The sequence below is a fragment of the Janthinobacterium leeuwenhoeki genome, from assembly GCF_051380795.1.
GTDB lineage: Bacteria > Pseudomonadota > Gammaproteobacteria > Burkholderiales > Burkholderiaceae_D > Janthinobacterium.
On the sequence record NZ_JBNYXT010000001.1, the window covers coordinates 335,624 to 357,053 of the forward strand.

The following is a 21,430-nucleotide window of genomic DNA, read 5'->3' on the forward strand; positions in this document are numbered from 1 at the left end:
TTTTAGCCCAAAAGCAAGTTCCGGGGTCGGCCCCTCAAGGTCCCACCCCGGCATTTTGCACCTGGCGTGAACCGCTGCAGTGGCTTCCATCTTAGCCTGTTCAGGCAGTCACATTTTGAACATCGGCTCCCCGCCATCCTCAGGGTCGTTTCTGAGATACGCTGCCATTGCTCCAAACAGCCCGCCCACCGTCTTCGTCAGATAGCTTAGAAAGCGTGGGTCATCGAGAGTCTGCGCGATCGTCTCCGAGTCAATAAAGCGTAGCATCTGGTCCTTGAAGGGCTTGTCGGCGATGCGTGCCGGCAGGCGCGTGATTGCATCTTCCAGCAATTGATCGTATCCCTCAATATGATAGTCTGCGACCTTCAGCTTGACTAGCTCCGGATTCAGGATGGCGCCCTGCTGGACTAGCCACGCGAGATCCCAAATATCGCGATAGCGGATATTTTTGACTGAGGCGGGAAAAGCGACAATTTTGTCAGCCATAATTTCGTCCAGGGTCTCCGTATTCACCAGGACCGTGCCATACCCGCGCAGGAAATCGTAGTTCAGGCGCAAAGGCAGCAGTTCGCTGGTATGCGCAGGAATGTTTGCGATTTCCAACTTGATGCGTTGCCGCGGCATGTCCCTCTGTTGCGGTGCGGTTTCGACAGTCACCTGCCACTTATCAACCTTGACACCTTCGTAATCAGGGAGCGCGGCCATCTCCTTCGGCTCCTTTACCTCCACCAATAAGCCATATCGCTCACCGATATGTTTCTCGATACATGTTTTAATGGCCTGCATTTTTTGGGAAGTGAAATCCTTGCCACCGGCAAAATCGAGATCTTCGCTAAAACGATTTGATCCGCGGCACAGGCGCAACGACGTCCCTCCTTGAAACACCAAGTCTTTTAACAAGCCGGCGGTATCCAGGGCATGAAAGATATCGTAATGAAGAATTTCCTTTTCGACTACCGGCCTCATCGTTTGCCGTCCAGGCTGCTCCATGGCGAGATTGACCAGTTCGTTAAAATCTTGCTTATCCATCAGTCAACTCCATCGCATCCATCATATTCACATTCCGGCCTGATCGCACCAGATCCCTCACGGCCGCCTCCTTGGTGGCCAATCTGAGTGGCCTATCCTTGACTGAAACTGTCCGCCGGATAATCTCCGCCGGCCGACGCTTCGTATGTGTGAATTCGATGGTGCCGTAGGGAGTATCGTAGACACCGCTAGTACCAGTCGTCATTAGCGTAATCCGGCGCATTGGAACCTGGGAAATGACGCCGTATTCGGAAAGCATCGACTCTCGGGACACATAGGAATAGTGACCCCGCCTGAGTACGGCCGCGATATCTTCGACGACACGGCTGGTTTTGGATTTGGCCATCGGATTGAGATAGACGCCTCTTGCGACGCGCTGGACAATGCCATCGCTAACGAGGCGCTGTAGTGATTTTTCCAGCGCCTTCTCTTGCTCTGCCGAAAATGCCTTTGCCAGATCCCCCTTCGTCAGTACGTACACGCCTTGCCGGTCAAGCTCCGCGAGTGTCCTCATTGCTTGCATCTTGTTCATACCCCCCCCCAAAAAACCATCAACAACTCGTCTATGCAATGAGAAAAGTGTACGCCGCGTAAGCGATCAGGTCAACAAGTAAGCTTAAACCCTACATATTATTAGGGTTCTCATATACTTAAGAATCAAACTAGCCATGCAAGCGGGCCCGAAAACGCACGACTGTCACGCCGGCGTGTACGCATTCTTGAAGAAGGATGACGACGCCGAGCGGCGGCGGACCGAATTATCCGATTATGTCAGCTTCCTGGATAGCCATAATGACAAGGCGCGGTCCGCAAGGCGCCGCGCTTTTTCATGGGCCGAGCATACATTCCTGGCAAGATCTGAAAATAAATTAAAAAATTTCTCATAAGCATTTAATTTAGTTGGAGCAATGGTCGTCTTGTACTTGGGAGAGCGCAGAATATGCTGCTCCGCACCTAATCACCTAACTGGAGTATCTTCATGCTGAGCCTGCACACCAACAACGCATCCCTGTCCGCACAAAATTCGATCGCCAAGACCCAAGCGCAACTGTCGACCTCGATGACCCGCCTCTCCACCGGCTTCCGCATCAACTCGGCAATGGACGACGCGGCCGGCCTGCAGATCGCCACCCGTCTGAAAGCACAAACCAGCGGCATGACGGTCGCCATGAGCAACACCCAGAACAGCACCTCGATGCTGCAAACAGCTGAAGGTGCCTTCAACGAAGTCACCAATATGCTGGTACGCATGAAAGACCTGGCCACCCAGGCAGCCGATGTCTCGTCGACCACCAATGACAAGACCGCTATGCAAGCCGAGTTCGACGCCCTGGGCAAAGAACTGAGCAATGTGATGACAAAAACCACGTTCGGCGGTAGCGGCCTGCTGGTCGGCGGCACCATAGGCGGAGCCATGACGTTCCAGATCGGTGCCAGCGCCGGAGAACAGATGACCCTGGATGTATCCGCCAAGATGACGGCATTGGACACCAATCTGGGCCTCGCCACTGGCACCTATAGCACCCCGGGGACGCCTGGCACCGAAATCGCTACGGGTACAGCCGCGAATGGCACCATCACCAAACTGGCCACGCTGATCGACAACGTGGGCGAAATCCGCTCGGCATTGGGTGCAACAGCCAACCGCCTGGACCACATCAACAGCAACCTGTCGAACATCGCCACCAACACCAAGGCCGCTACCGGCCGCATCATGGACGTCGACTTCGCTACGGAAAGCTCGAACATGACGTCGTCGCAAATGTTGCTGCAAGCCGGCACCGCGATGCTGAAACAAAGCAACAGCATGTCCTCGATGGTCATGTCCCTGCTGCAATAATAGTAGCCGTGTCCTGACCTGGCTCAGGTCAGGCCGACCAGAGCCAACTGCGCAAGCAGTTGGCTTTTTTTTATTCATCCCATGCGGGAGGAGCAGCAATGGCGATAGAGCGTGTCTCCGCAGGCAATCCCCTGCCCCTGATTACCCAGCGCTTCGACGTCAGCCCCGCCACGCCGATGGTGCCGGGCGTGGTCCAGCCGCTGGTACCCATCGGCCCCTACATGGCGCCCGCGCCCGACGCCGGCACCCTGCCCGCCCAGCTGCAGCAGAAGGGACAGGACAGCCTGGCGTCCCTCATCAAGCCGAATGCCGATGGCGCCGGTGGCGCCATGCCGCGCGACAGCAGCGCCATGCAGGTCAATCAGCTGTTTTTCACGCGCCAACTGGTCTGGCAGCCGCCCGACGCGGCGCAGCTGGCCGCCTCGTGGCGCGTGATGGTCAAGACGTATGGCGAGCACTATGCGGCCCTGCAGGAACAGGCGCGCGGCCAGCACGTACCGGGCAATCTGTTCATGGCTGAGCAGCAACCGGCCCTGCTGCGCGAAGGCGCCCGTCCACCCTTGACGGTCGACAGCGAAGCGTGGCGCTTTGCCGTGTATGGCTGGGGCGGCCAGCGCCTGCTGCTGCGCGTGCTGGCCAGCGACGAGGAAGAAAATGCGGCGCCCAGGCGGCGCGGCAAGGTGGCGCTGCGCGTCGAACTGATCATCATCGGCATCGGCCGCGTCGTGATCCAGATGGAACCGGCCGGCGATGGCGTGCTGCTGGAGCTGGCTGCCGACGAGGAAGCCGCGCTGCGCCATTTGCGCCTGGCCCTGCCCGAGATCGCTGACGCCGTGCGGCGCGCCGGCCTGCGCGTGGTGCGCTGCCGCCTGAACCGCCAGTTGCATGCGCAGCGCATGCACGGCAATTACCCGATGCAGGCGGGCGCCGCCTCGCTGTCGCTGGCCCTGTTCCGCGCCATGGCGGAAGTGGCGCTATTGCTGACGCAGCCGCCAGCGGAAGCTGCTGCCAACCCGGACGAGCAGGCCGCGCCGGCTCCCGCCGCCCCCGAGGAAGAGGTCGTGACATCGAGGGAAGTGGCAGCGCCGCTGGGCTATGACTACGGCGACGGTGATATGGCTGAAGAAGTGTCGCTGCTCCAGATGGAGCCGGCGGCGCAAGACCTGCTGCCGGCCATCGACGAGCAGGATTAAAACACGGGGTAGTTCATGCGCGATCAAGGGGTGCTCAGCCCGAACTTTGTGCTGAAGAATCGGTCCAGCCCGGCCGAGACTGAAGTCAAGTAAAAGAGTCAGCGCCAACATAATTTGTTCAGAACGGCATTGCTGATCGTGTGTCGATCATTGGGCCTCCCATGGATTGAGTATCGTCACGCCAGATGATTGGAAATCAGCCACGTTTCGCGTTACCACGGTCATGCCATGAACAAGCGCGGTTGCTGCAATCAGGCTATCCATGGCCGGGCGCGGGTCGGGCACATGAAGCGCTGCGCAACGCTGCGCAACTGCTGTATCAACCGGCAGGATACGGCCGGCAAAGGCAGGCAAAACATGGCTCTCGAACCAAGTCCGGAAAATAGCGCCTTGTGGAGGGTCGCGGCGCTCGAGCAACAACACACCCATTTCCAGCTCCTGCACGGCGATGGCCGACAAATACAGGTCTACGGCATCCACACTGTCGGCCCACTGCGTCACATTTTTATCGGCTCGGCCAAGGCGAATTTTTCGCAGCTCAGAGACCACGTTGGTATCAAGAAGGAACATCAGGAAAAGTCCACAGGTCGTGCAAGCTCACGCGAGCGCGGAATCTCAAAATCAACATCGGCGATGCCCGGCATTGCCAGCAAATCGGCAATCTTCTTGTGGCTTCCGGTAATACGCTGATAAAGCTCGATGCTCATCAGAACATGCGCCGGCCGGCCTCTGTCTGTAATGAACACAGGCCCATTGTTTGCGGCCCGTTTTGCCTCGCTCGCCCCTTGATTGAACTCGCGACTTGATAAGGTGGTAATGATCATGGCGGCACCTCGCATGATTGAATAATGTAGCCATGTTACTACACAATAAAAAACAAGGGCAACTATTTTAGCGTCGGCAAACGGCCATTGCGTGGAATGTGCATGACAAGCGGCTTTGTTGAATCATTCGCCGGGGCGCCGGCCTGCGCGTGGTGCGCAGCCGCCTGAAACAAGATAGACGCGGAATAAAAAACCGGCGCCATGAGTGAGCGCCGGTTTTCATGTTACCCCACCGTGCCGATGATGCTCACTTCGCGGTTTTCCGGGATTTCGTTGTACGACAGCACATGCAGGCCAGGTGCGAACAGGCGCGCGTAGCGGGCCAGCAGCGGACGGATCTGCGGCAGCACCAGCAGCAGCGGCGGCGTGGCCTGCTGCTTCATCTGCTCGCGCGCCACCGGCATGTTTACTTGCAGTTGCGACAGCAGGTGCGGGTCGATCGGGTAATTATCCAGCGTCACCTTGCCGGACTGACGCGCCTGGTTCAGCGAGCCGAGCAGCATGTTTTCAAGCTCGCCACCCAGGTTAAACGCCTGCATTTCCATCTTCTGGCCGAACAGGCCGCTGACGATCTGGCGCCGCAGCGCGCAGCGCACTTCGGCCGCCAGCAAGATCGGATCCTTGGTCGTTTCCGAACTGTCGAGCAAGGTGGTGGCGATGGGCACGATATCCTTCAGCGACACATTTTCCGCCAGCAAGACGCGGAACACGCGCAGCAGCTGCGTGTGCGTCAGCGCCTTGTCCAGCGCGCCAGCCAGCTTGGGCGACAGGGCCGTCAGGCGTTCCATCATGTTCGAGACATCTTCGTGGCGGAACAGTTCCGGCAAGTATTCGCGCACCATTTTCGACAAGTGCGTGGCGATCACGCTGGGCGCCTCGATGACCTGGTAACCGAGGCCCAGCGCATGCGCCTTTTCACTCGGTTCTATCCACGTGACGGGCATGCCGTAGGCAGGCTCGATGCCGGGAATACCGTCCAGTTGGCCATACACGTTCGGCGAGGGGATCGCCATCAGGCGGTCGGCCTGCACTTCCGCCTGCGCCACCACGGTGCCCGACAGCACGATCGCGTATTGCGACGGCTTCAGGGCCAGGTCGTCGCGCACGCCGATATTTGGCAGCAGCAAGCCCATGGCCTCGGACAGGCTCTGGCGCACGCCCTTGACCCGCTTGTTCAACGGTTCGCCCTGGGTTTTATCCACCATGCCAACCAGCTTGTAGCCGAGCATCACCATCAGCGGCTGCACGGCTGGCAGTTGCTGCCACTCCAGTTCGGCCGGACGCTCGTCGCGCAAGGCCGCCTCGATAGCCGCCATGCCGGCAGCGTCGGGCCCCTTCACGCGCTTGGTCAGGCGCCAGGCAACAAAAGCCAGCACGCCCGCAAAGGTCATGAACATGAACCACGGCATGCCCGGGATCAATGCCAGCGCCACCATCATGCCGGCCGCGCTGTAGATCACTGTTGGAGAGGTCAGCACCTGGCCTGCCACTTGCTGTTCGAAGTCGCCCGAATCGCTGATGCGGGTGACCAGGATGGCGGCCGCAGCCGACAGCAGCAGCGCCGGAATCTGCGCCACCAGACCATCACCGATGGTCAGCAGTGCGTATTGACGGAAGGCATCGCCGAACGACAAGTCGTGCATCAGCGAGCCGATGGCCACGCCACCGACCATGTTGATGATCAAAATCAAGATACTGGCGACGGCATCGCCGCGCACGAACTTCGACGCGCCGTCCATGGCACCATAGAAATCGGCTTCAGCGGCCACGTCCTTGCGGCGGATCTGGGCTTTTTCCTGATTGATCAGGCCGGCGTTCAAGTCGGCATCGATGGCCATCTGCTTGCCTGGCAAGGCATCGAGGGTAAAGCGCGCGGATACTTCCGAGATGCGCTCGGCGCCCTTGGTGACGACGGCGAAGTTGATGATCATCAAGATCACGAAGACCACGATACCGACGACGAAGTTGCCGCCGATCACCACGTTACCGAAGGCCTCGATCACCTTACCGGCCGCGTCCGCGCCCGTATGGCCGTGCAGCAACACCACGCGCGTCGAGGCCACATTCAAGGTCAGCCGGAGCATGGTGGTGGCCAGGATCACCGTCGGGAAGACGGAGAAATCGAGTGGCCGCTTGGCCGACACGCTGACGAGGATGACGATCAGTGCCAGCACGATATTGAAAGTGAACAAGATATCGAGCAGCACGGGCGGCAGCGGCAGGATGATCATGGCCAGTATCACCAGCAGGAACAGCGGCGTGGCGAACTTGTGGCGGCGCATTTCGGCAACCAACCGGTTCAGGAAATTCATGAAGGGACTACCTCGCTCAAATGAGATGGCACGGCCATCTCGGTGGGTAATACGGGCTGGGCAGCACGCTGCCCGGACCGGAATGCTTTCAGCTGCAGTATGTAGTTGAGCACCTGTGACACGGCCTGGTACAGTTGCACGGGAATCTGCTGCTGCACCTGGCTGGTGTTGTAGATGGCGCGCGCCAGCGGCGGCAACTCCAGCGTTTCAATATGGTGTTCCTTCGCCACTTGGCGGATATACAGCGCCATCTCGTCGACGCCCTTGGCAACGACAAACGGCGCCTCGGCGCGGTCCTGGTCATACTTGAGCGCGACGGCGTAATGCTCGGGATTGACGATCACCACGTCGGCGTCGGGCACCGTCTTGCGCACGCTGCGCCGGCCGATCTGCTGCTGCAACTGGCGGATGCGCTGGCGCACTTCGGGGCGGCCTTCGCTGCTTTTATGTTCTTCCTTGACATCCTGCTTGCTCATGCGCTGGTTGCGGGCAAAGAAGAACGCCTGCGCCGGCACGTCGATGATGGCAAACAGGACGAAGACGGAAATGAGCGCCATCAAGCCATCGAGCATCAGCGCCGAGCCATCGAGCATGGCTTGCTGCAAAGGCCGGTGCTGCAAGTCCACGTACTGCCTCAGGCTGGAGCGGCTGACATGCACCAGCACCATGCCCAGCACGGCAGCCTTGGCGATGGACAAGCCGAATTCAAAAGCATGCTTGGGCGCGATCAAACGGCCCAGGTTCTTGGCCGGGCTCAGGCGCTCCATCTTCGGCATCCAGTTCTTCGTGCTGATGACCCAGCCGCCGGGGATCAATGAGCCGAGCACGACGAACAGGGGCACGCAAAACAGCGGCACGATCATCTTGATCAGCAAACCCACCGAGGTGGTAAACGCCATCGACATGGCATTTTCCAGCGCGCCCTTGCTGTCGAGCGGCATGAAGGCCATGGCGAACAGCTCGCGAAAGCTTTGCAGGTAGCCCGGCAGCAGGTAAATGAAGACCTTCATGCTGATCAGGATGCCCAAGGCCGTCGACAGGTCGCGCGAACGCACCACCTGCCCTTCCTGGCGCGACTTCTTCAGCTTTTGCTGTGAGGCCTTTTCTGTCTTGTCGCCCGTGCTGCTATCCGCCATGGGCCACCCGCATCTGTTCGGCGATCATGTCGAGCACGCGATTCGTCATGGCGATATAGTGCTCCGGAATAAAGCGCACAATCTGTATCAGCATCAGCAGGCCGAACATGGTGATCATGGAAAAACCCAGCGAAAACAGGTTCAGCGACGGCGCCACCCGGTTCAGGAAACCAAAGCCCAGTTGCACCACCATGGTGGAAAAAACGATGGGCAAGGCCAGCAGCATGGCGGCGGCGAAGATCCAAGCCACGTTATAGGCCACCGTCTGCAGCAGCAGCGGCCCGTAACCCTGCCCCACGGGCCAGGCCGTGAAACTGGCGCCGATCACGCCCGTCAGCACCAGATGGCCGTCGATGGCGAAAAACACGATCATGCACATGATGGTGAGCAAACCCGTGATCACGTCCGACGAGGTGCCATTGAGCGGGTCGTTCATGACGGCCATGGAGAAGCCCACCTGGCTCGACACCAGGTAGCCGAGCACCGACATGACGGACATGGCGAAGTGGAAAGCCAGGCCGAGGACGAAGCCGATGATGGCCTGCTCCAGGGTGGCGACGACGGCGTGCAGGGAAAACGGATCGATCTTCAGCAAGTCCTGCGAGACGCCAGACGCCTGCATCACGGGCAGCATCAGGATCGCCAGCACCAGCGACAGCAGCACCCGCACGGGGACCGGCACCATGGCGTCGCCGATCACGGGCGAGGCGCTGAGCATGGCCAGGATGCGGCAGAACGGCCACCATACGGCCAGCAGAAACGGCAGCACCTGATTGAAAATCTGATCCATGGGCGCGCGGCGCTATCCGACCAGGGTGGCGGCGCGCTGAAAAATGGACACGCAATAATCCATCAGGTAACCGGCCATCCAGCGTCCGGCCAGGATCAGGGCCAGCAGGGTGACTAGCAGGCGCGGCAGGAAACTCATGGTCTGTTCATTGATCGAGGTGGCCGCCTGCACCAGCGCGACCAGCAAGCCCATGAGCAAACCCGGCACGACCAGGATCACCACCAGCAGCATCACGACATGCAGCGCTTCGATGATCAGGTCGACGGCGACTTCAGGCGTAAACATCGGTCAATAGCCCTGTATGCTGGTGACTAAAGTGTTGACGGTCAGGGTCCAGCCGTCGACCAGCACGAACAGCAGCAGCTTGAACGGCAATGATATCACCAGCGGCGAGAGCATCATCATGCCCATGGCCATCAGCACCGACGCCACCACCAGGTCGATGATGAGGAACGGAATGAACAGCATGCAGCCGATCTGGAACGCCGTCTTGAGTTCGGACAACACAAACGCGGCCAGCTTGACCGTGAAACTGTGGTCTTGCGGGCGCATGCTCGACGGTTCGCCGGCCAGGTGCGCGATCTGCGCCAGCGCGGCCTTGCTGGTCTGCGCCAGCATGAAGCGCGAAATCGGCACTTCGGCGATCTTCAGGGCTTCTTGCATGCCGATCTGGTCGCGGTCGTACGGCACGAACGCTTCCTTCCACACCTGGTCGCCGATGGGGCGCATGACCAGCAAAGTGAGTATCAGGGCGATGCCGGTGACGATGCGGTTGGGCAAGCCCTGCTGCAGGCCCAGGGCCTGGCGCAGCAGCGACAGCACGATGACGAAGCGGGTAAAGCTGGTCATCATCATGACCATCACGGGCAGCAGCCCGAGCAGGGTCATGACGACCAGGATCTGCATCTTCACCGACAGGTCGGTCTTCGCGCCCGGCACTATGCCGGACAGCAGGTCCTGCGCGCCAGCGGCGTTGCAGCACAGCATCAGAACGGGAACAGCCAGCGCGGCAGCCAGCGCGCCGCGGCGCCGGCTCAAACCGGATACCGCCAGCTTCATGCTGTCATCAGGTCGAGATTGAGGCCGTCGAGGTCGATGACTTTCAGGCCATAGTTCTCGCCGGCCACCACCACTTCGGCGCGGCCGATCGGCGTGCCATTGACCTTGATCACCAGCGGCTCGCCGGCCAGCATGTCGAGTTCGATCACGCTTTCAGGGCCGATGGCCATCAACTCTTCCAGCGAGATGCGGGCCGAGCCCACTTCCAGCGTCAGGGTCACGGGAATCTTGCGCATCATCTGCGGAATGTCGCGCCGCGCGCGGGTGCTGGCCACGTCGGCCACGTCGCCCTGGTCGATGATCATGTCATCGCCCAGGTCTTCCAGCAAGGTTTCGCTCTGGTTGGTATCGGTGATATTCATATTATTCGACATCTTCAAATGAGGTTAAACAGAGCTTGCCCTTGTGTTCGGAAACAGCAGCTGTAAATAAACGGGAGTCGTCGAGCATGACGTCGGTGCGGCTCAGGCTGACGGGAATCACATCGCCCACGCGCAGGTCGAACAAGGCGCCCAGCTGCATCTGCTTGCTGACGAGCCGGCCTTCCAGGGTTACTTGCAGGCGCGAAGCGAGCGGGCGCACGCTGCCGCGCAAGGCTTTCTTCGCTTGCGCGCGCTCGGGCAGCAGGCCGCGCAGCACGTCGGCCATCAGGCGTTTGTCCAGCGAGAACCAGAACTGGCCGCTCTGCCCCGCCTCGACGTCGCTGAGCGCCACAGTGACGATCCAGCTGCCGCGCGCCGGATGCACGCCCGACTGCACGGCGACCTCGGCACTGGTGTCGATGTCGCTGCTCTTGCCCAGGGTTTGCAAATTCTTGTGGACGCGGGCGAACAAACCGTTCACCAACTGTTGTCCCAGCACCACAGCTAGGCGTTCCTCGGTGGCCGTCACGCGTACCTGCGCCGGATCGGGCAGCGCGCCCTTGGCGCCGGCACTCCCATAGCGATAGTTCAGCACGCTCAAGAGGATCTGCCGTTCGAGGGCAAAGCCCGTCTGGCTGGCCGGCGTGGAAAAACTCAGCCAGCGATTCACGCTGTCCTCGTTGTCCACGCGCGACAAGCTCACGCCATCGATCTGGAAATTGCCCCAGTAGCGGCGACTCATCGGCTGGCGCAGGGCCACGGCCAGGTCGTCGCGCAGCTGAGCGCCGAATACATGCAGCAAATGGACAGGACGTCCAAGCAGACAAGAATCGAGGACTTGATGGCGCACAGTTTGATCTGTCTTAGTGGTTATCATGTGGGTCATGTCGTATTGCGGTGGCAGAACAAATTATACGGATCACCCGAAATTAAATACAGCATCATCTTGACCTTGCCTATCGATCTGCAAGCAAACGATTGCGCATCGTATCGCATGCTAGATGACTGCGGTGCTGAACAATACATGAAAATGCAAAATATTGCCACGTATCAATATTCCTTGAGGCAATCCACTCTTTACTTTATAGTTGCCGCGAGGTAAGCTTATAGCGACTTAATAGTGATTTGCAGTGCGCCATTCCGCTTACCTGATTCCGGTTTTTATGGCAGTTTCCAGTACCTCTTATTGCCACCAGAAGAAACTTTTATCAGATAATTATTAGTTATCATGGCCATGTAAATCATGTCGGCGTGGGTTTGCCGGGTTTGTTTGAATCTGCTTGAGCGGATGGTGTGGCAACTGATAAAACTGATGGGCCCTGTAAATCGGGCCAGGCAAGATGGCATTGGATGTAATGCCGGCCGAAATGGCAACACCAGTAATTTCTGATTGATACGTCACCGCATATTGAAAGTAGAGGGCAAGATGAGCAACGAACTCGCAGGTCTGATCAAGGCCGATCTGGCAGCACTGAGCAATGACGCGCGCGCCCTGGGCGCCAGCATCGCACCTGCCGCCCAGTTCGGCGCGCCGGAACAATCCGGTTTCTCCTTTGCGCAAAGCATGAAAGACGCCATCGGCAAGGTCAACGGCGACGACCGCATGGCGGCGCAAAAAATGAGCGACGTCGACAGCGGCAAGAGCGACGACATGGTCGGCGCCATGCTGGCCAGCCAGGAAGCGAGCCTGTCCTTTTCCATGTTGATGCAAGTGCGCAACAAGGTCATGGGCGCCGTCGACGAACTCATCAAACTGCCTCTGTAATCTTCACGCCCTGATCCACGCCCAGCCTCCCAGCGAAAGTTACCCCAAGTGATTACCACCATGAAGTCCGCATTTGCGCGCTGGCGCCCTGGCGCCCAGCCCGCCATTCCGCCCGCCCTGCTGAAAAACCTGGTCCCCATCGTCGTGCTGGCCATCGGCATCACCGCCATGGTGACCCTGTATGCCTGGCGCGACCAGGCCAACTACAAGCCGGTGTTTGGCGCGCGCGAAAAAGTGGCCGTGACGGACATGATGGCAACCCTGGACGCCGAACACATCCCCTACCGTTTGCATCCGGACAGCGGCCAGGTGCTGGTGCCCGACGCCATGCTGGGCAAGGTGCGCATGCTGCTGGCCGCGAAGGGCGTGACGGCGCAGCTGCCGGCCGGCCTGGAGCTGATGGACAAAAATGACCCGCTGGGTGTTTCCCAATTCGTGCAGGACGTGCGCTTCCGCCGCGGCCTGGAAGGCGAACTGGCGCAAAGCATCATGACGATGGACGCGATCGCTTCGGCGCGCGTCCATCTGTCGATTGCCAAATCAACCTCGTTTGTCGCCAGCGACGGCGACAAATCCTCCGCTTCCGTGGTGGTGGCACTGAAACCGGGGCGCACCCTGGCGCCGGAACAGATCGCCGCCGTCATCAATATGGTGGCCGGCAGCGTCGCCAGCCTGGCGCCTACGCGCGTGAGCCTGGTCGACCAGGGCGGCAACCTGCTGTCCTCGCACATCGACCTGGCGGACGGCTTCGATGCCTCGGCCGCCGGCAATGAAGGCGCGAAGCGCTTCCAGGATGAAATCCGCCGCAACGTCACGGGCTTGCTGGGCCCCGTCATCGGCGAAGACAACTTCAAGCTCAGCGTGACGGCCGCCGTGAACAATGACCGCGTGGACGAAACGCTGGAAAAATACGGCGAAGCGCCGAAAGTGACGAGCGAAGCGATGCGCGAAGAGCAGGAACGCAACCGCACCGTGGCCGGCATTCCCGGCAGCCTGTCGAACCGTCCGCCAGCGGCCGCCGTGCCGGCACCGGCCGACGCCCCCGGCGCCGCCGCCGATGGCGCGCCGAAGCCATCCGACGATGGCACGGCCCGCAAGAACGCTACCACGCGCCAGTACGCCTACGACCGCAGCATCACGCAGATCAAGCGCAGCCGTGGCCGCCTGGAAAAACTCAGCGTCGCCGTGGTCCTCAACAGCGCCGCCGCACCGAATCCGAAAACCGGCTGGACCCCTGCCGAACTGGGCAATATCGAAAAAATGCTGAGTAGCGGCCTGGGCATCAACGCCCAGCGCGGCGACAGCCTGAGCCTGACGGCGCTGGCCTTCCCGGCCAAGCCGCCCGTGGCGCAGTGGTGGGAAGAGCGCGACACCGTCGTCGATTTCAGCAGCTGGCTGCTGTACGCCCTGGGCGCCGTGCTCGGCTACTTCCTGATCCTGCGTCCGCTGCTGCGCCTGCTGACCACGCGCCTGGCGCCGCCGCCCCTGAAACAGCTCGATCCAGCCCTGGCGCTGGGCGGCAACAGCGCCGCCGGCGTGAATGGCGTGGCCGCCGCCGGCGCGCCAGCCCTGGGCGCGAATGGCAGCCCGCTGGCGCTCGAAGGCGAGACCGCCGCTGGCAACATGCCGGTCGTGCCGCTGCTGGAAAACTATGACTTGCCGCCACCTGGCTCGGCGGTCGACGTGATGGTCGATCATCTGAAAGTGCTGGCTGAAAAAGAACCCGAGCGTGTCGCCGAAGTCGTCAAACAATGGATGCAGAAAAATGGCCGAACTCAACAACAATAATCCCTCCGACGGCGCAGAGTACGAAAGCGTCAGCCTGAACCCCGTGGAACAGGCCGCCATCGTGCTGCTGAGCATCGGCGAAGAACAGGCCGCCAATGTGCTGCGCTGCCTGTCGCGCGAAGAATTGCTGGAAGTCACGCAAGTGATGTCGCGCATGAGCGGCATCAAGGTCGAATCCGTCAAGACGGCCATGCAGACTTTCTTCGACGACTACCGCCAGCAAAGCGGCGTGCACGGCGCCTCGCGCAGCTACCTGAAGCGCTCGCTGGACATGGCGCTGGGCAGCGATATCGCAAATAGCGTGCTGAACAACATTTACGGCGACGCCATCCGTCCCAAAATGGCGCGCCTGCAGTGGGCTTCGCCAAAATGGCTGGCCGAATACATCGTCAACGAGCACGTGCAGATGCAAGCCGTGTTCCTGGCCTTCCTGCCGCCCGCGCTGGCGGGCCAGATCCTCGACGCCCTGCCCATCGAAGGCCGCGACCTGGTCTTGCTGAACCTGGCGCGCCTGGACGAGATCGACCGCGACCTGCTGGTCGAGCTCGACGAACTGGTGGGCCGCTGCCTGGGCACGCTCGACACGCAAAGCACCAGCGTGGAAGGCATCCGCCAGGCCGCCGAGATTCTCAACCGCATGCCGGGCAACCGCGCCGCACTGGTCGAACTGCTGCGCGCGCACGACCCGGACGTGGTCTCGGAAATCGAACTGAGCATGTACGACTTCCTGATCCTGGCCACACAGAGCGATGTCACGCTCACGCGCATCCTGGAAGATGTGCCGATGGAACAGTGGGCGATTGCACTCAAGGGCGCGGAACTGTCGATCCGCGACGCCGTGCTGAAAACCATGCCGCGCCGTCAGGCACAGAGCTTCGAAGACATGATGCGCCGTTCCGGCCCCGTGCCACTCTCCCGTATCGAACAGACGCGCCAGGAAATCATGGCCACCGTCAAGGGCCTCGCCGATGCGGGCGAGATCGAAGTGCAACTGTTTGCCGAAGCGGTGATCGAATGAAGCACTTCCGCTCGTATCGCTTCCCGCCCCTGTCGCAATTCATCGCCGCCGGCCAGCGTGCCTCCAACGAGGACACGGATGGCCAGTGGCAGGCATCCGTCTCGGAAGGCTTCGAGCAGGGCCAGCGCGACGGCTACGAAGTGGGCCTGGTGCAAGGCCAGCAAGACGGCTACGACGCCGGGCGCAGCGATGGCATGGCGCAGGGCCGCGAAGAAGGCCGCAATGAAACCCTGGTGGCGCTGGACCGCCTGGCGCGCCCCGTCGACGCCATCCTGCGCGACCTGAAAAAAGTGCGCGCCGACTACCGCGAGGCGCAGCGCAAGGAAGTGGTCGACCTGGTGGCCAAGGTGGCGCGCCAGGTGATACGCGCGGAACTGGCGCTGCAGCCGGTGCAACTGCTGGCCCTGGTCGACGAGACCCTGGCCTCGATGCCGCCCACGCGTGAAGAAATCGACGTCTTCCTCAATCCGGAAGAACTCAAACGCATCAGCGAACTCGACCCGAAGCGCGCCAAGCGCTGGAACCTGATCGCCGACGCGCGCCTCGACGCGGGCGAATGCCGCATCAAGGCGGGCGACAATGAAGTCGACGCCGGCTGCCATCAGCGCCTGTCGGCCTGCATGGAACAGGTCAGCAGCCATCTGGCGCTGGCCGCCGAACACGCGGACCAGGGCGCGCCTGCATGATCGCCGACACGCTGCGCAGCTTCGAGATCGGCGATATCCCGGTCGCGACACCCACCGGCCGCCTGGTCGGCGCGTCCGGCCTGCTGCTGGAAAGCGCCGGCTGCCGCCTGCACACGGGCCAGCGTTGTCAAATTGAAACTGTCAGCGGCGAGTGGCTGGACGCGCAAGTCGTGGGTTTTCGCGAAAAACTGTCCTACCTGATGCCGTTCAAGAAGGCCACCGGCCTGACCACGGGCGCGCGCGTACTGCCCCTGCCCGACAAGGCCAGCCTGCAGATCGGCCCGTCGTGGCTGGGCCGCATGGTCAATGGCCTGGGCGAACCGATCGACGACCTGGGCCGCCTCGGCGGCGAACACATCCTGGAAGTCACGCCACCGAAGATCAATCCCCTGAAGAAACAACCCGTGGTCGAACCGCTGGACGTGGGCGTGCGGGCGATCAACAGCATGCTGACTCTGGGCAAGGGCCAGCGCGTGGGCCTGATGGCGGGCTCCGGCGTGGGCAAGAGCGTGCTGCTGGGCCTGATCACGCGCCAGACGGTGGCCGATGTCGTCGTCGTCGGCCTGATCGGCGAACGGGGCCGCGAAGTGCGCGAATTCGTGGAAAAGTCGCTCGGCGCCGAAGGCTTGAAAAAGGCCGTGCTGGTGATCGCGCCGGCCGATGAATCGCCCTTGATGCGCATCATGGCCACTGAGCTGTGCCACTCGATTGCCGCCCATTACCGCGACCAGGGCAAGCACGTGCTGCTGCTGGTCGACTCGCTGACGCGCTATGCCATGGCCTTGCGCGAAGTGGCGCTGGCCCTGGGCGAGCCGCCGGCCACGCGCGGCTATCCGCCCTCCGTCTTTTCCAATTTGCCGCAACTGGTGGAGAGCGCCGGCAACGGCGCCCACCAGGATGGCAGCATGAGCGCCATCTACACGGTGCTGGCCGAAGGCGACGACCAGCAAGACCCGGTGGTCGACACGGCGCGCGCGATTCTCGACGGCCACATCGTGCTCACGCGCGAACTGGCCGAGCGGGGCCACTACCCCGCCATCGACATCGCCGCCTCGATCAGCCGCTGCATGGCGCAGGTGATCACGCCCGGCCACATGCAGGCGGCGCGCGCGCTGAAAGCGTCGATGGCGCGCCATGCGCGCGTGCGCGACCTGATCCCGCTGGGCGCCTACGTGCCAGGCGCCGACCCGATCACCGACCGCGCCGTGCAGTTGCACGCGCCCATCGAAGCCTTCCTGTGCCAGGGCACCAAGGAAGAGGCGCCGATGGGGCCGTGCATAGCCCAACTTGAACAGATCATGGCCTAGGAGCATATGTGAGCGACGCGCATACCATCCGCAACCTGACCACCCTGGTCGGCCTGCGCAGTACCGAAGTGGAACGCCTGCAAGGCGAAATGGCGGCGCAAACGGCCGTGCGCGAGCGCTACCAGAAAAACCTGGAGCGCCTGACGGGCCTGTACACGGATAGCGGCCCCAGCGGCGCCCTGCCCCTGGCCCTGTCTGTCAATTGCGGCAACTTCAAGCAAGCCGTGATGCAGATGGCCGACCAGCACCGTACCGATTTGCACCTGCATGAAGCCAACATGGCCGTGTCGCAACGCGCCCTGAATACGGCCTGGGCCAAACGTGAGGTACTGGACCAGGTGCTGACGCAAAAACAAAAACATGTTGCAAATGAGCAACAACGGGCTGATGCCAAGCGGCAAGACGAACTGGCGACGCAATTCTGGTTCCGCGGGCAGGTAAAATGAGGTTTGTGTAAGTTTCTTTCAGGAAAACTTCACAAAACGGGAATGGGGGTCGCCTTGTACCGGTATATCCCTTTATTCAGGAGTCTGGCATGGCAAACGCAATTACCGCACCACGATACGATCCGCTCATCACAGCAGAGCAACTGGCTACCAAATCGGTGGCAGCGCAAAAGGCAGCCTTGGCGAACCAGACCACGCTGGCCAACAACACCACTAGCGCGCTGAGCAACCTGAAATCGGCCATCTCGGCATTCCAGCTGGCGATGACGAGCATGACCTCCAGCAAGTCCGTGTTGAACCAGTCTGCTACCTTCAGCAATCCAGCGTATGGCACGGGCACGGCAGGCATCAAGGCGGCACCCGGCAGCTATGCATTTTTTGTCGAGCAACTGGCCACCGCCAGCCAGACCTCGTATGGCGGCGTGAGCACGGTCAACGTGGCCGGCGGCTTAGGCACCCTGAAAGTGAAGATCGGCGACGGCGTGGGCGACAACACGCTCGATATCGACCTGGCAGCAGCCGACAAGGATGGCGACGGCAAGCTGACGCCGCAGGAAATGGCGGCTGCCATCAATGGCAACAGCAAGAATAATGCGCGCGTCACGGCATCGATCATCACCGTCGGCAACCAGGCGCAACTGGTGCTGACATCGAATCTGACGGGCCTGGAAAACGCCGCCACGCTCGACGCGAGCAATGTGGCCAATACCACGCTGAAGGGCGCCTTGCAGGATAACAACAACATCAAAAACATCGTGCCGCCGAAGGACGCCATCGTCTGGCTGGGCGCACAGGGTTCCGGCACCAAGATCACCCAGGCATCGAATACGTTTACCAACGTGCCCGACGTGAAAATGACGTTTACCAAGGCCATGACGGCAGGCGAGAGCCCGATAACCGTGACCGTCGGCACCGACAAGGCCGGCACCATTGCCAATGTGCAAGCCTTCGTCGACGCCTACAACAAGCTGAAAAGCGTGATGGATGGCCTGGCCAGCCCCGGCAACCCGGAAAAGAATATCGCCGCAGGCATCTTTGCCCACGACTCGGGCCTGAACGCCCTGCGCTCCAGCATGGGCGATGCCTTGCGCCTGAGCGTCGATGGCGTGTCGCTGGTGGCGTATGGCATTACCGCCCAGCGCGACGGCAGCATCAGCCTGAATGCCGCCAAGTTGACGGCCAAGCTGGCGGACAACCCTGGCGGCCTGGACAAGCTGTTCGGCAATAACAGCCTGTCGGCGCCCGCCGGCGTGCTTGGCGGCCTGGACAAGGTGCTGGGCCAGTGGAGCAATGTCACCAAAGGCCAGATCACCCAACGCATGGCAGCGACGGACAAGTTGCAGAAGAGCCTGGCCAAGAGCGCCGAACGCCTGACCAACCAGTACAACACGGCTTACAGCCGTTTCCTGGATCAGTATTCCCGCCTGCAAGTGTTGCAGGAGCAAATGATCCGGAATTCGAACATGTTCGATGCCATGTTTAGTAACGATAAATCCTAAGGCGGAGGTGCCTGCCGCGCCGCCACAGTTAACATAGCGAGAAGATAATAATGTTGAACAATGAAGCTTACGGCAGCTACCACGCCGTCAACCTGGATGCCCAGACCGCCAGCGCCACACCGGTCGAGCTGGTACTGGTGCTGACGGACGGCCTGCTGGAAGAACTGGCGCGCGCGCGCGGGCATATCGTGGGCAAGCGCTACGAGCAAAAGGCCATCAGCCTGGATAAATGCACGCAGATCATCAACGGTCTGTCGAGCTCGCTCGATTTCGACAATGGCGGCGAAGTGGTGGTCAACCTGGCGCGCCTGTACGACTATTGCGTGGCGCGCCTGTACACGGCCGGCATCAAGCTCGACCCGACCCTGATCGATGAAGTGACTACCTTGATGACCACCATCAAGCGTGGCTGGGTAGGCGTCCAGGCCAACAATGCCTAGGCGCGCCGCGCTGCAGCAGCTGAGCCGGCAATTGAGCGCGGCGGTCGCGCAGGCAGACTGGGAAGCGATGGAAAAATTCTCGGCCAGCCTGGCGAAAAACATTCCGCTGCTGGCCGAGCGTGGCGCATGGAATACGCTGGAACACGCAGAATTGTTGCAATTGCGCAAAATTCACGCGCAAGCGGTTAAAATTTGCTCTGAGGAAAAAGAACGCCTGGGTCTACACCTGGGTGCATTACAGGCAAATAAGGAAGGTTGGGTCGCCTACGCCGCGCTCGGCGAATACGACTCTGAAGGGTATCAAGCATGATCATGAACTTCAACAAGGCGCCGGCCGCTCCGGCAGCGACGGCGAATGCGGCACCGGCACCAGCCTCGGCGCCAGCACCGGCGCAGACGGCCACCTTGCCCGGCACGCCAGGCTATGGCAGCAACAACGCCGCGCCATCCGCCCTGCCCCTGTTTGCGCAGGTGCTCGATGTGACAGGCGGGGAGTCAGCCGATGCTGGTGAGCCCGCGCCCGCCAAGGATAGCGACAGCCAGGCCGACAGCGACCTGCCAGCCATGGCCGCCCCCGTCATCGGCTTGCCGGTGACGATGCTGCCGCCAACGGACGCGGCCGCAGCCGAGGCACGCGCCGCCGCGCAAGCGCAAGCGCAGACACCAGCGCAGGCGAATGTAGCGCAAGCCAACCCGGCACTCCACATCAGCCTGCATCCGGCGGCGATCACCCTCACTGCACAGGGAGCGGCGCTGCCAGCAGGCCGCGATACGCGCGAACCGCTGGCAGCGGCCATCCCGGCGACCGTCGCCAAGGGCAGCGCGCCGGCACAGCCGTTCGAATCGCTGCTGCAGCAAGCCGCTCCGGCAGCCGCCGCCCCTGCCGCGCGCGATGGCGAACGTGGCGCCGCGACGCCAGCCCCAGCCACGCCCAACCTGGGCTTGACGGGCGCCATCGGCAATACGGCTGCGGCGGCCCCGGCCGGCGACACCATCAAACTCAACGGCCCTGCCCAGCAATGGCAGGAACCGCTGCGCGAAGCGCTGGGCGAACGCCTGCAGACGCAGATCGGGCGCAACAGCGAACATGCAACGATCCGCCTCGATCCGCCCATGCTGGGCCGCATTGAAATTTCCATCCGCCACACGGCCGGCGCGCTGCAAGTGAACGTCACGGCGTCGAACTCGGAAGTGTTGCGCCAGTTGCAAGGCATCGGCGAAAACATGCGCAGCGACCTGGCGCAGCGCCAGTACACCGAGGTGGCCGTGAATATCAGCGCCACCCCGCGCAGCCCCGCCGCCCAGGCGTTTGCCGAAGGCGATGCGCGCGGCCAGCGTCAACCGGGCCGCCAGCAGGACGATGCCGAACCGGGCCGCGCCCTGTCCGACGGCAGCACTGCCAGTACCACTTACGCCATGCACGAGCGAGAGAGCGCCTGATGAATATGAAAATGAAACTGATCGCCGGCTTTATCACCGTGGCCGTGCTGGCCGCCGGCGCGGCTGGCGGCGCCATGTGGTACCTGGCCAAGCCGGTTGCCGGCCATGCCGAGGTCGCCGAAGCAAAAACCCCGCCGCCGGCGACAGGCAAGAAGGCGCGCAAGTTCCTCACGCTGGACAAGGTCATCGTGATGCTGCGCCGCGGCCCCGGCGATGGTGAAACGCATTACCTGTCGGCCGACCTGGTGATCGCCACCACCGAGGAAAAGGAAAAGCTGACCAAGGATCACTTGCCACTGATGCGTTCGATCGCCGTCAGTACCCTGTCGAGCTTTCCGATGGACAAGGCGCAGACCATGACGGTGGAGCAGTATGCCGAAGAGATCAACAAGGCCTTCAATGCCAGCTACGAACGCGAACAGATGGAAAAACCGTTCACCGAAGTCATGGTCGGCAAGCTGATCATTGAATAAGCCAACACGCCAGCCGACCTAGT

General features: G+C 61.4%; 24 protein-coding genes. 13 read left to right on the forward strand and 11 right to left on the reverse strand.

The window, feature by feature from the left end:
* Nucleotides 1-108: 108 nt before the first annotated feature.
* Entirely contained in the window at nucleotides 109-1,029 is a 921-nt protein-coding gene (locus tag ACQ4WS_RS01370) for a nucleotidyl transferase AbiEii/AbiGii toxin family protein (RefSeq protein WP_436472968.1), read from the reverse strand.
* Nucleotides 1,022-1,561, reverse strand: coding sequence for a type IV toxin-antitoxin system AbiEi family antitoxin (gene abiEi / locus ACQ4WS_RS01375; protein WP_436472970.1), 540 nt, complete (start codon nucleotides 1,559-1,561; stop codon nucleotides 1,022-1,024). Before abiEi ends, ACQ4WS_RS01370 begins: the two co-directional genes overlap by 8 nt.
* Before the next feature lie 447 nt (nucleotides 1,562-2,008).
* On the opposite strand from abiEi, the gene ACQ4WS_RS01380 reads away from it, so the two are divergent.
* Together ACQ4WS_RS01380 and ACQ4WS_RS01385 are read left to right on the forward strand one after the other, a co-directional pair.
* Nucleotides 2,009-2,869 (forward strand): flagellin N-terminal helical domain-containing protein, encoded by an 861-nt coding sequence (locus tag ACQ4WS_RS01380; protein WP_436472971.1) that lies wholly within the window; start codon nucleotides 2,009-2,011, stop codon nucleotides 2,867-2,869.
* Nucleotides 2,870-2,967: 98 nt separating this feature from the next.
* A complete protein-coding gene (locus ACQ4WS_RS01385) occupies nucleotides 2,968-4,062 on the forward strand; it encodes a hypothetical protein (protein ID WP_436472973.1) in 1,095 nt (364 codons plus the stop codon).
* A 147-nt stretch (nucleotides 4,063-4,209) separates the two neighbouring features.
* Here the strand turns inward: ACQ4WS_RS01385 and ACQ4WS_RS01390 are convergent, their stop codons facing one another.
* The 9 genes from ACQ4WS_RS01390 to ACQ4WS_RS01430 form a co-directional block, all read right to left on the reverse strand.
* Nucleotides 4,210-4,635: a type II toxin-antitoxin system VapC family toxin gene (locus tag ACQ4WS_RS01390; RefSeq protein ID WP_436473165.1), complete on the reverse strand. Its 426-nt coding sequence runs from the start codon at nucleotides 4,633-4,635 to the stop codon at nucleotides 4,210-4,212.
* Entirely contained in the window at nucleotides 4,632-4,886 is a 255-nt protein-coding gene (locus ACQ4WS_RS01395) for a type II toxin-antitoxin system Phd/YefM family antitoxin (protein WP_436472975.1), read from the reverse strand. Before ACQ4WS_RS01395 ends, ACQ4WS_RS01390 begins: the two co-directional genes overlap by 4 nt.
* 224 nt (nucleotides 4,887-5,110) lie before the next feature.
* Nucleotides 5,111-7,198, reverse strand: coding sequence for a flagellar biosynthesis protein FlhA (locus ACQ4WS_RS01400; protein WP_436472977.1), 2,088 nt, complete (start codon nucleotides 7,196-7,198; stop codon nucleotides 5,111-5,113).
* Entirely contained in the window at nucleotides 7,195-8,334 is a 1,140-nt protein-coding gene (locus tag ACQ4WS_RS01405; protein WP_436472979.1) for an EscU/YscU/HrcU family type III secretion system export apparatus switch protein, read from the reverse strand. The genes ACQ4WS_RS01400 and ACQ4WS_RS01405 overlap by 4 nt, the downstream gene beginning before the upstream one ends.
* Complete coding sequence (locus ACQ4WS_RS01410; RefSeq protein WP_131685936.1) at nucleotides 8,324-9,124, reverse strand: flagellar biosynthetic protein FliR; 801 nt, start codon at nucleotides 9,122-9,124, stop codon at nucleotides 8,324-8,326. Before ACQ4WS_RS01410 ends, ACQ4WS_RS01405 begins: the two co-directional genes overlap by 11 nt.
* 12 nt (nucleotides 9,125-9,136) lie before the next feature.
* On the reverse strand, nucleotides 9,137-9,409 hold the full coding sequence (locus ACQ4WS_RS01415; RefSeq protein WP_034757874.1) for a flagellar biosynthetic protein FliQ: 273 nt from the start codon (nucleotides 9,407-9,409) through the stop codon (nucleotides 9,137-9,139).
* Between the two features lie 3 nt (nucleotides 9,410-9,412).
* The gene (fliP, locus tag ACQ4WS_RS01420; RefSeq protein ID WP_436472982.1) at nucleotides 9,413-10,183 is read right to left on the reverse strand and encodes a flagellar type III secretion system pore protein FliP; all 771 of its coding nucleotides are present in this window, start codon (nucleotides 10,181-10,183) and stop codon (nucleotides 9,413-9,415) included.
* Nucleotides 10,180-10,545: a FliM/FliN family flagellar motor switch protein gene (locus ACQ4WS_RS01425; RefSeq protein ID WP_131685934.1), complete on the reverse strand. Its 366-nt coding sequence runs from the start codon at nucleotides 10,543-10,545 to the stop codon at nucleotides 10,180-10,182. The genes fliP and ACQ4WS_RS01425 overlap by 4 nt, the downstream gene beginning before the upstream one ends.
* A gap of 1 nt (nucleotide 10,546) precedes the next feature.
* Nucleotides 10,547-11,347: a FliM/FliN family flagellar motor switch protein gene (locus tag ACQ4WS_RS01430; RefSeq protein WP_436472985.1), complete on the reverse strand. Its 801-nt coding sequence runs from the start codon at nucleotides 11,345-11,347 to the stop codon at nucleotides 10,547-10,549.
* A 624-nt stretch (nucleotides 11,348-11,971) separates the two neighbouring features.
* Between ACQ4WS_RS01430 and fliE the strand changes: the two genes are divergently transcribed.
* The 11 genes from fliE to ACQ4WS_RS01485 all read left to right on the forward strand — a co-directional run bounded on the left by fliE (nucleotide 11,972) and on the right by ACQ4WS_RS01485 (nucleotide 21,407).
* Nucleotides 11,972-12,310 carry a flagellar hook-basal body complex protein FliE gene (fliE, locus tag ACQ4WS_RS01435; RefSeq protein WP_034787870.1) on the forward strand — a complete coding sequence of 113 codons (339 nt, stop codon included), beginning with the start codon at nucleotides 11,972-11,974 and terminating at the stop codon, nucleotides 12,308-12,310.
* A gap of 60 nt (nucleotides 12,311-12,370) precedes the next feature.
* A complete protein-coding gene (gene fliF, locus ACQ4WS_RS01440; RefSeq protein ID WP_436472987.1) occupies nucleotides 12,371-14,098 on the forward strand; it encodes a flagellar basal-body MS-ring/collar protein FliF in 1,728 nt (575 codons plus the stop codon).
* Nucleotides 14,076-15,116, forward strand: coding sequence for a flagellar motor switch protein FliG (locus ACQ4WS_RS01445; RefSeq protein ID WP_436472989.1), 1,041 nt, complete (start codon nucleotides 14,076-14,078; stop codon nucleotides 15,114-15,116). The genes fliF and ACQ4WS_RS01445 overlap by 23 nt, the downstream gene beginning before the upstream one ends.
* A complete protein-coding gene (gene fliH / locus ACQ4WS_RS01450; RefSeq protein ID WP_086137683.1) occupies nucleotides 15,113-15,802 on the forward strand; it encodes a flagellar assembly protein FliH in 690 nt (229 codons plus the stop codon). Before ACQ4WS_RS01445 ends, fliH begins: the two co-directional genes overlap by 4 nt.
* The gene (gene fliI / locus ACQ4WS_RS01455; RefSeq protein ID WP_436472991.1) at nucleotides 15,799-17,109 is read left to right on the forward strand and encodes a flagellar protein export ATPase FliI; all 1,311 of its coding nucleotides are present in this window, start codon (nucleotides 15,799-15,801) and stop codon (nucleotides 17,107-17,109) included. The genes fliH and fliI overlap by 4 nt, the downstream gene beginning before the upstream one ends.
* An 8-nt stretch (nucleotides 17,110-17,117) precedes the next feature.
* On the forward strand, nucleotides 17,118-17,555 hold the full coding sequence (gene fliJ, locus ACQ4WS_RS01460; protein WP_436472993.1) for a flagellar export protein FliJ: 438 nt from the start codon (nucleotides 17,118-17,120) through the stop codon (nucleotides 17,553-17,555).
* A gap of 89 nt (nucleotides 17,556-17,644) precedes the next feature.
* Nucleotides 17,645-19,054 carry a flagellar filament capping protein FliD gene (gene fliD / locus ACQ4WS_RS01465; RefSeq protein WP_436472994.1) on the forward strand — a complete coding sequence of 470 codons (1,410 nt, stop codon included), beginning with the start codon at nucleotides 17,645-17,647 and terminating at the stop codon, nucleotides 19,052-19,054.
* A gap of 50 nt (nucleotides 19,055-19,104) precedes the next feature.
* Entirely contained in the window at nucleotides 19,105-19,494 is a 390-nt protein-coding gene (gene fliS / locus ACQ4WS_RS01470; protein WP_436472996.1) for a flagellar export chaperone FliS, read from the forward strand.
* Entirely contained in the window at nucleotides 19,487-19,804 is a 318-nt protein-coding gene (locus ACQ4WS_RS01475) for a hypothetical protein (protein WP_436472998.1), read from the forward strand. Before fliS ends, ACQ4WS_RS01475 begins: the two co-directional genes overlap by 8 nt.
* On the forward strand, nucleotides 19,801-20,934 hold the full coding sequence (locus ACQ4WS_RS01480; RefSeq protein ID WP_436472999.1) for a flagellar hook-length control protein FliK: 1,134 nt from the start codon (nucleotides 19,801-19,803) through the stop codon (nucleotides 20,932-20,934). Before ACQ4WS_RS01475 ends, ACQ4WS_RS01480 begins: the two co-directional genes overlap by 4 nt.
* A complete protein-coding gene (locus ACQ4WS_RS01485; protein ID WP_436473001.1) occupies nucleotides 20,934-21,407 on the forward strand; it encodes a flagellar basal body-associated FliL family protein in 474 nt (157 codons plus the stop codon). Before ACQ4WS_RS01480 ends, ACQ4WS_RS01485 begins: the two co-directional genes overlap by 1 nt.
* Nucleotides 21,408-21,430 lie beyond the last annotated feature (23 nt).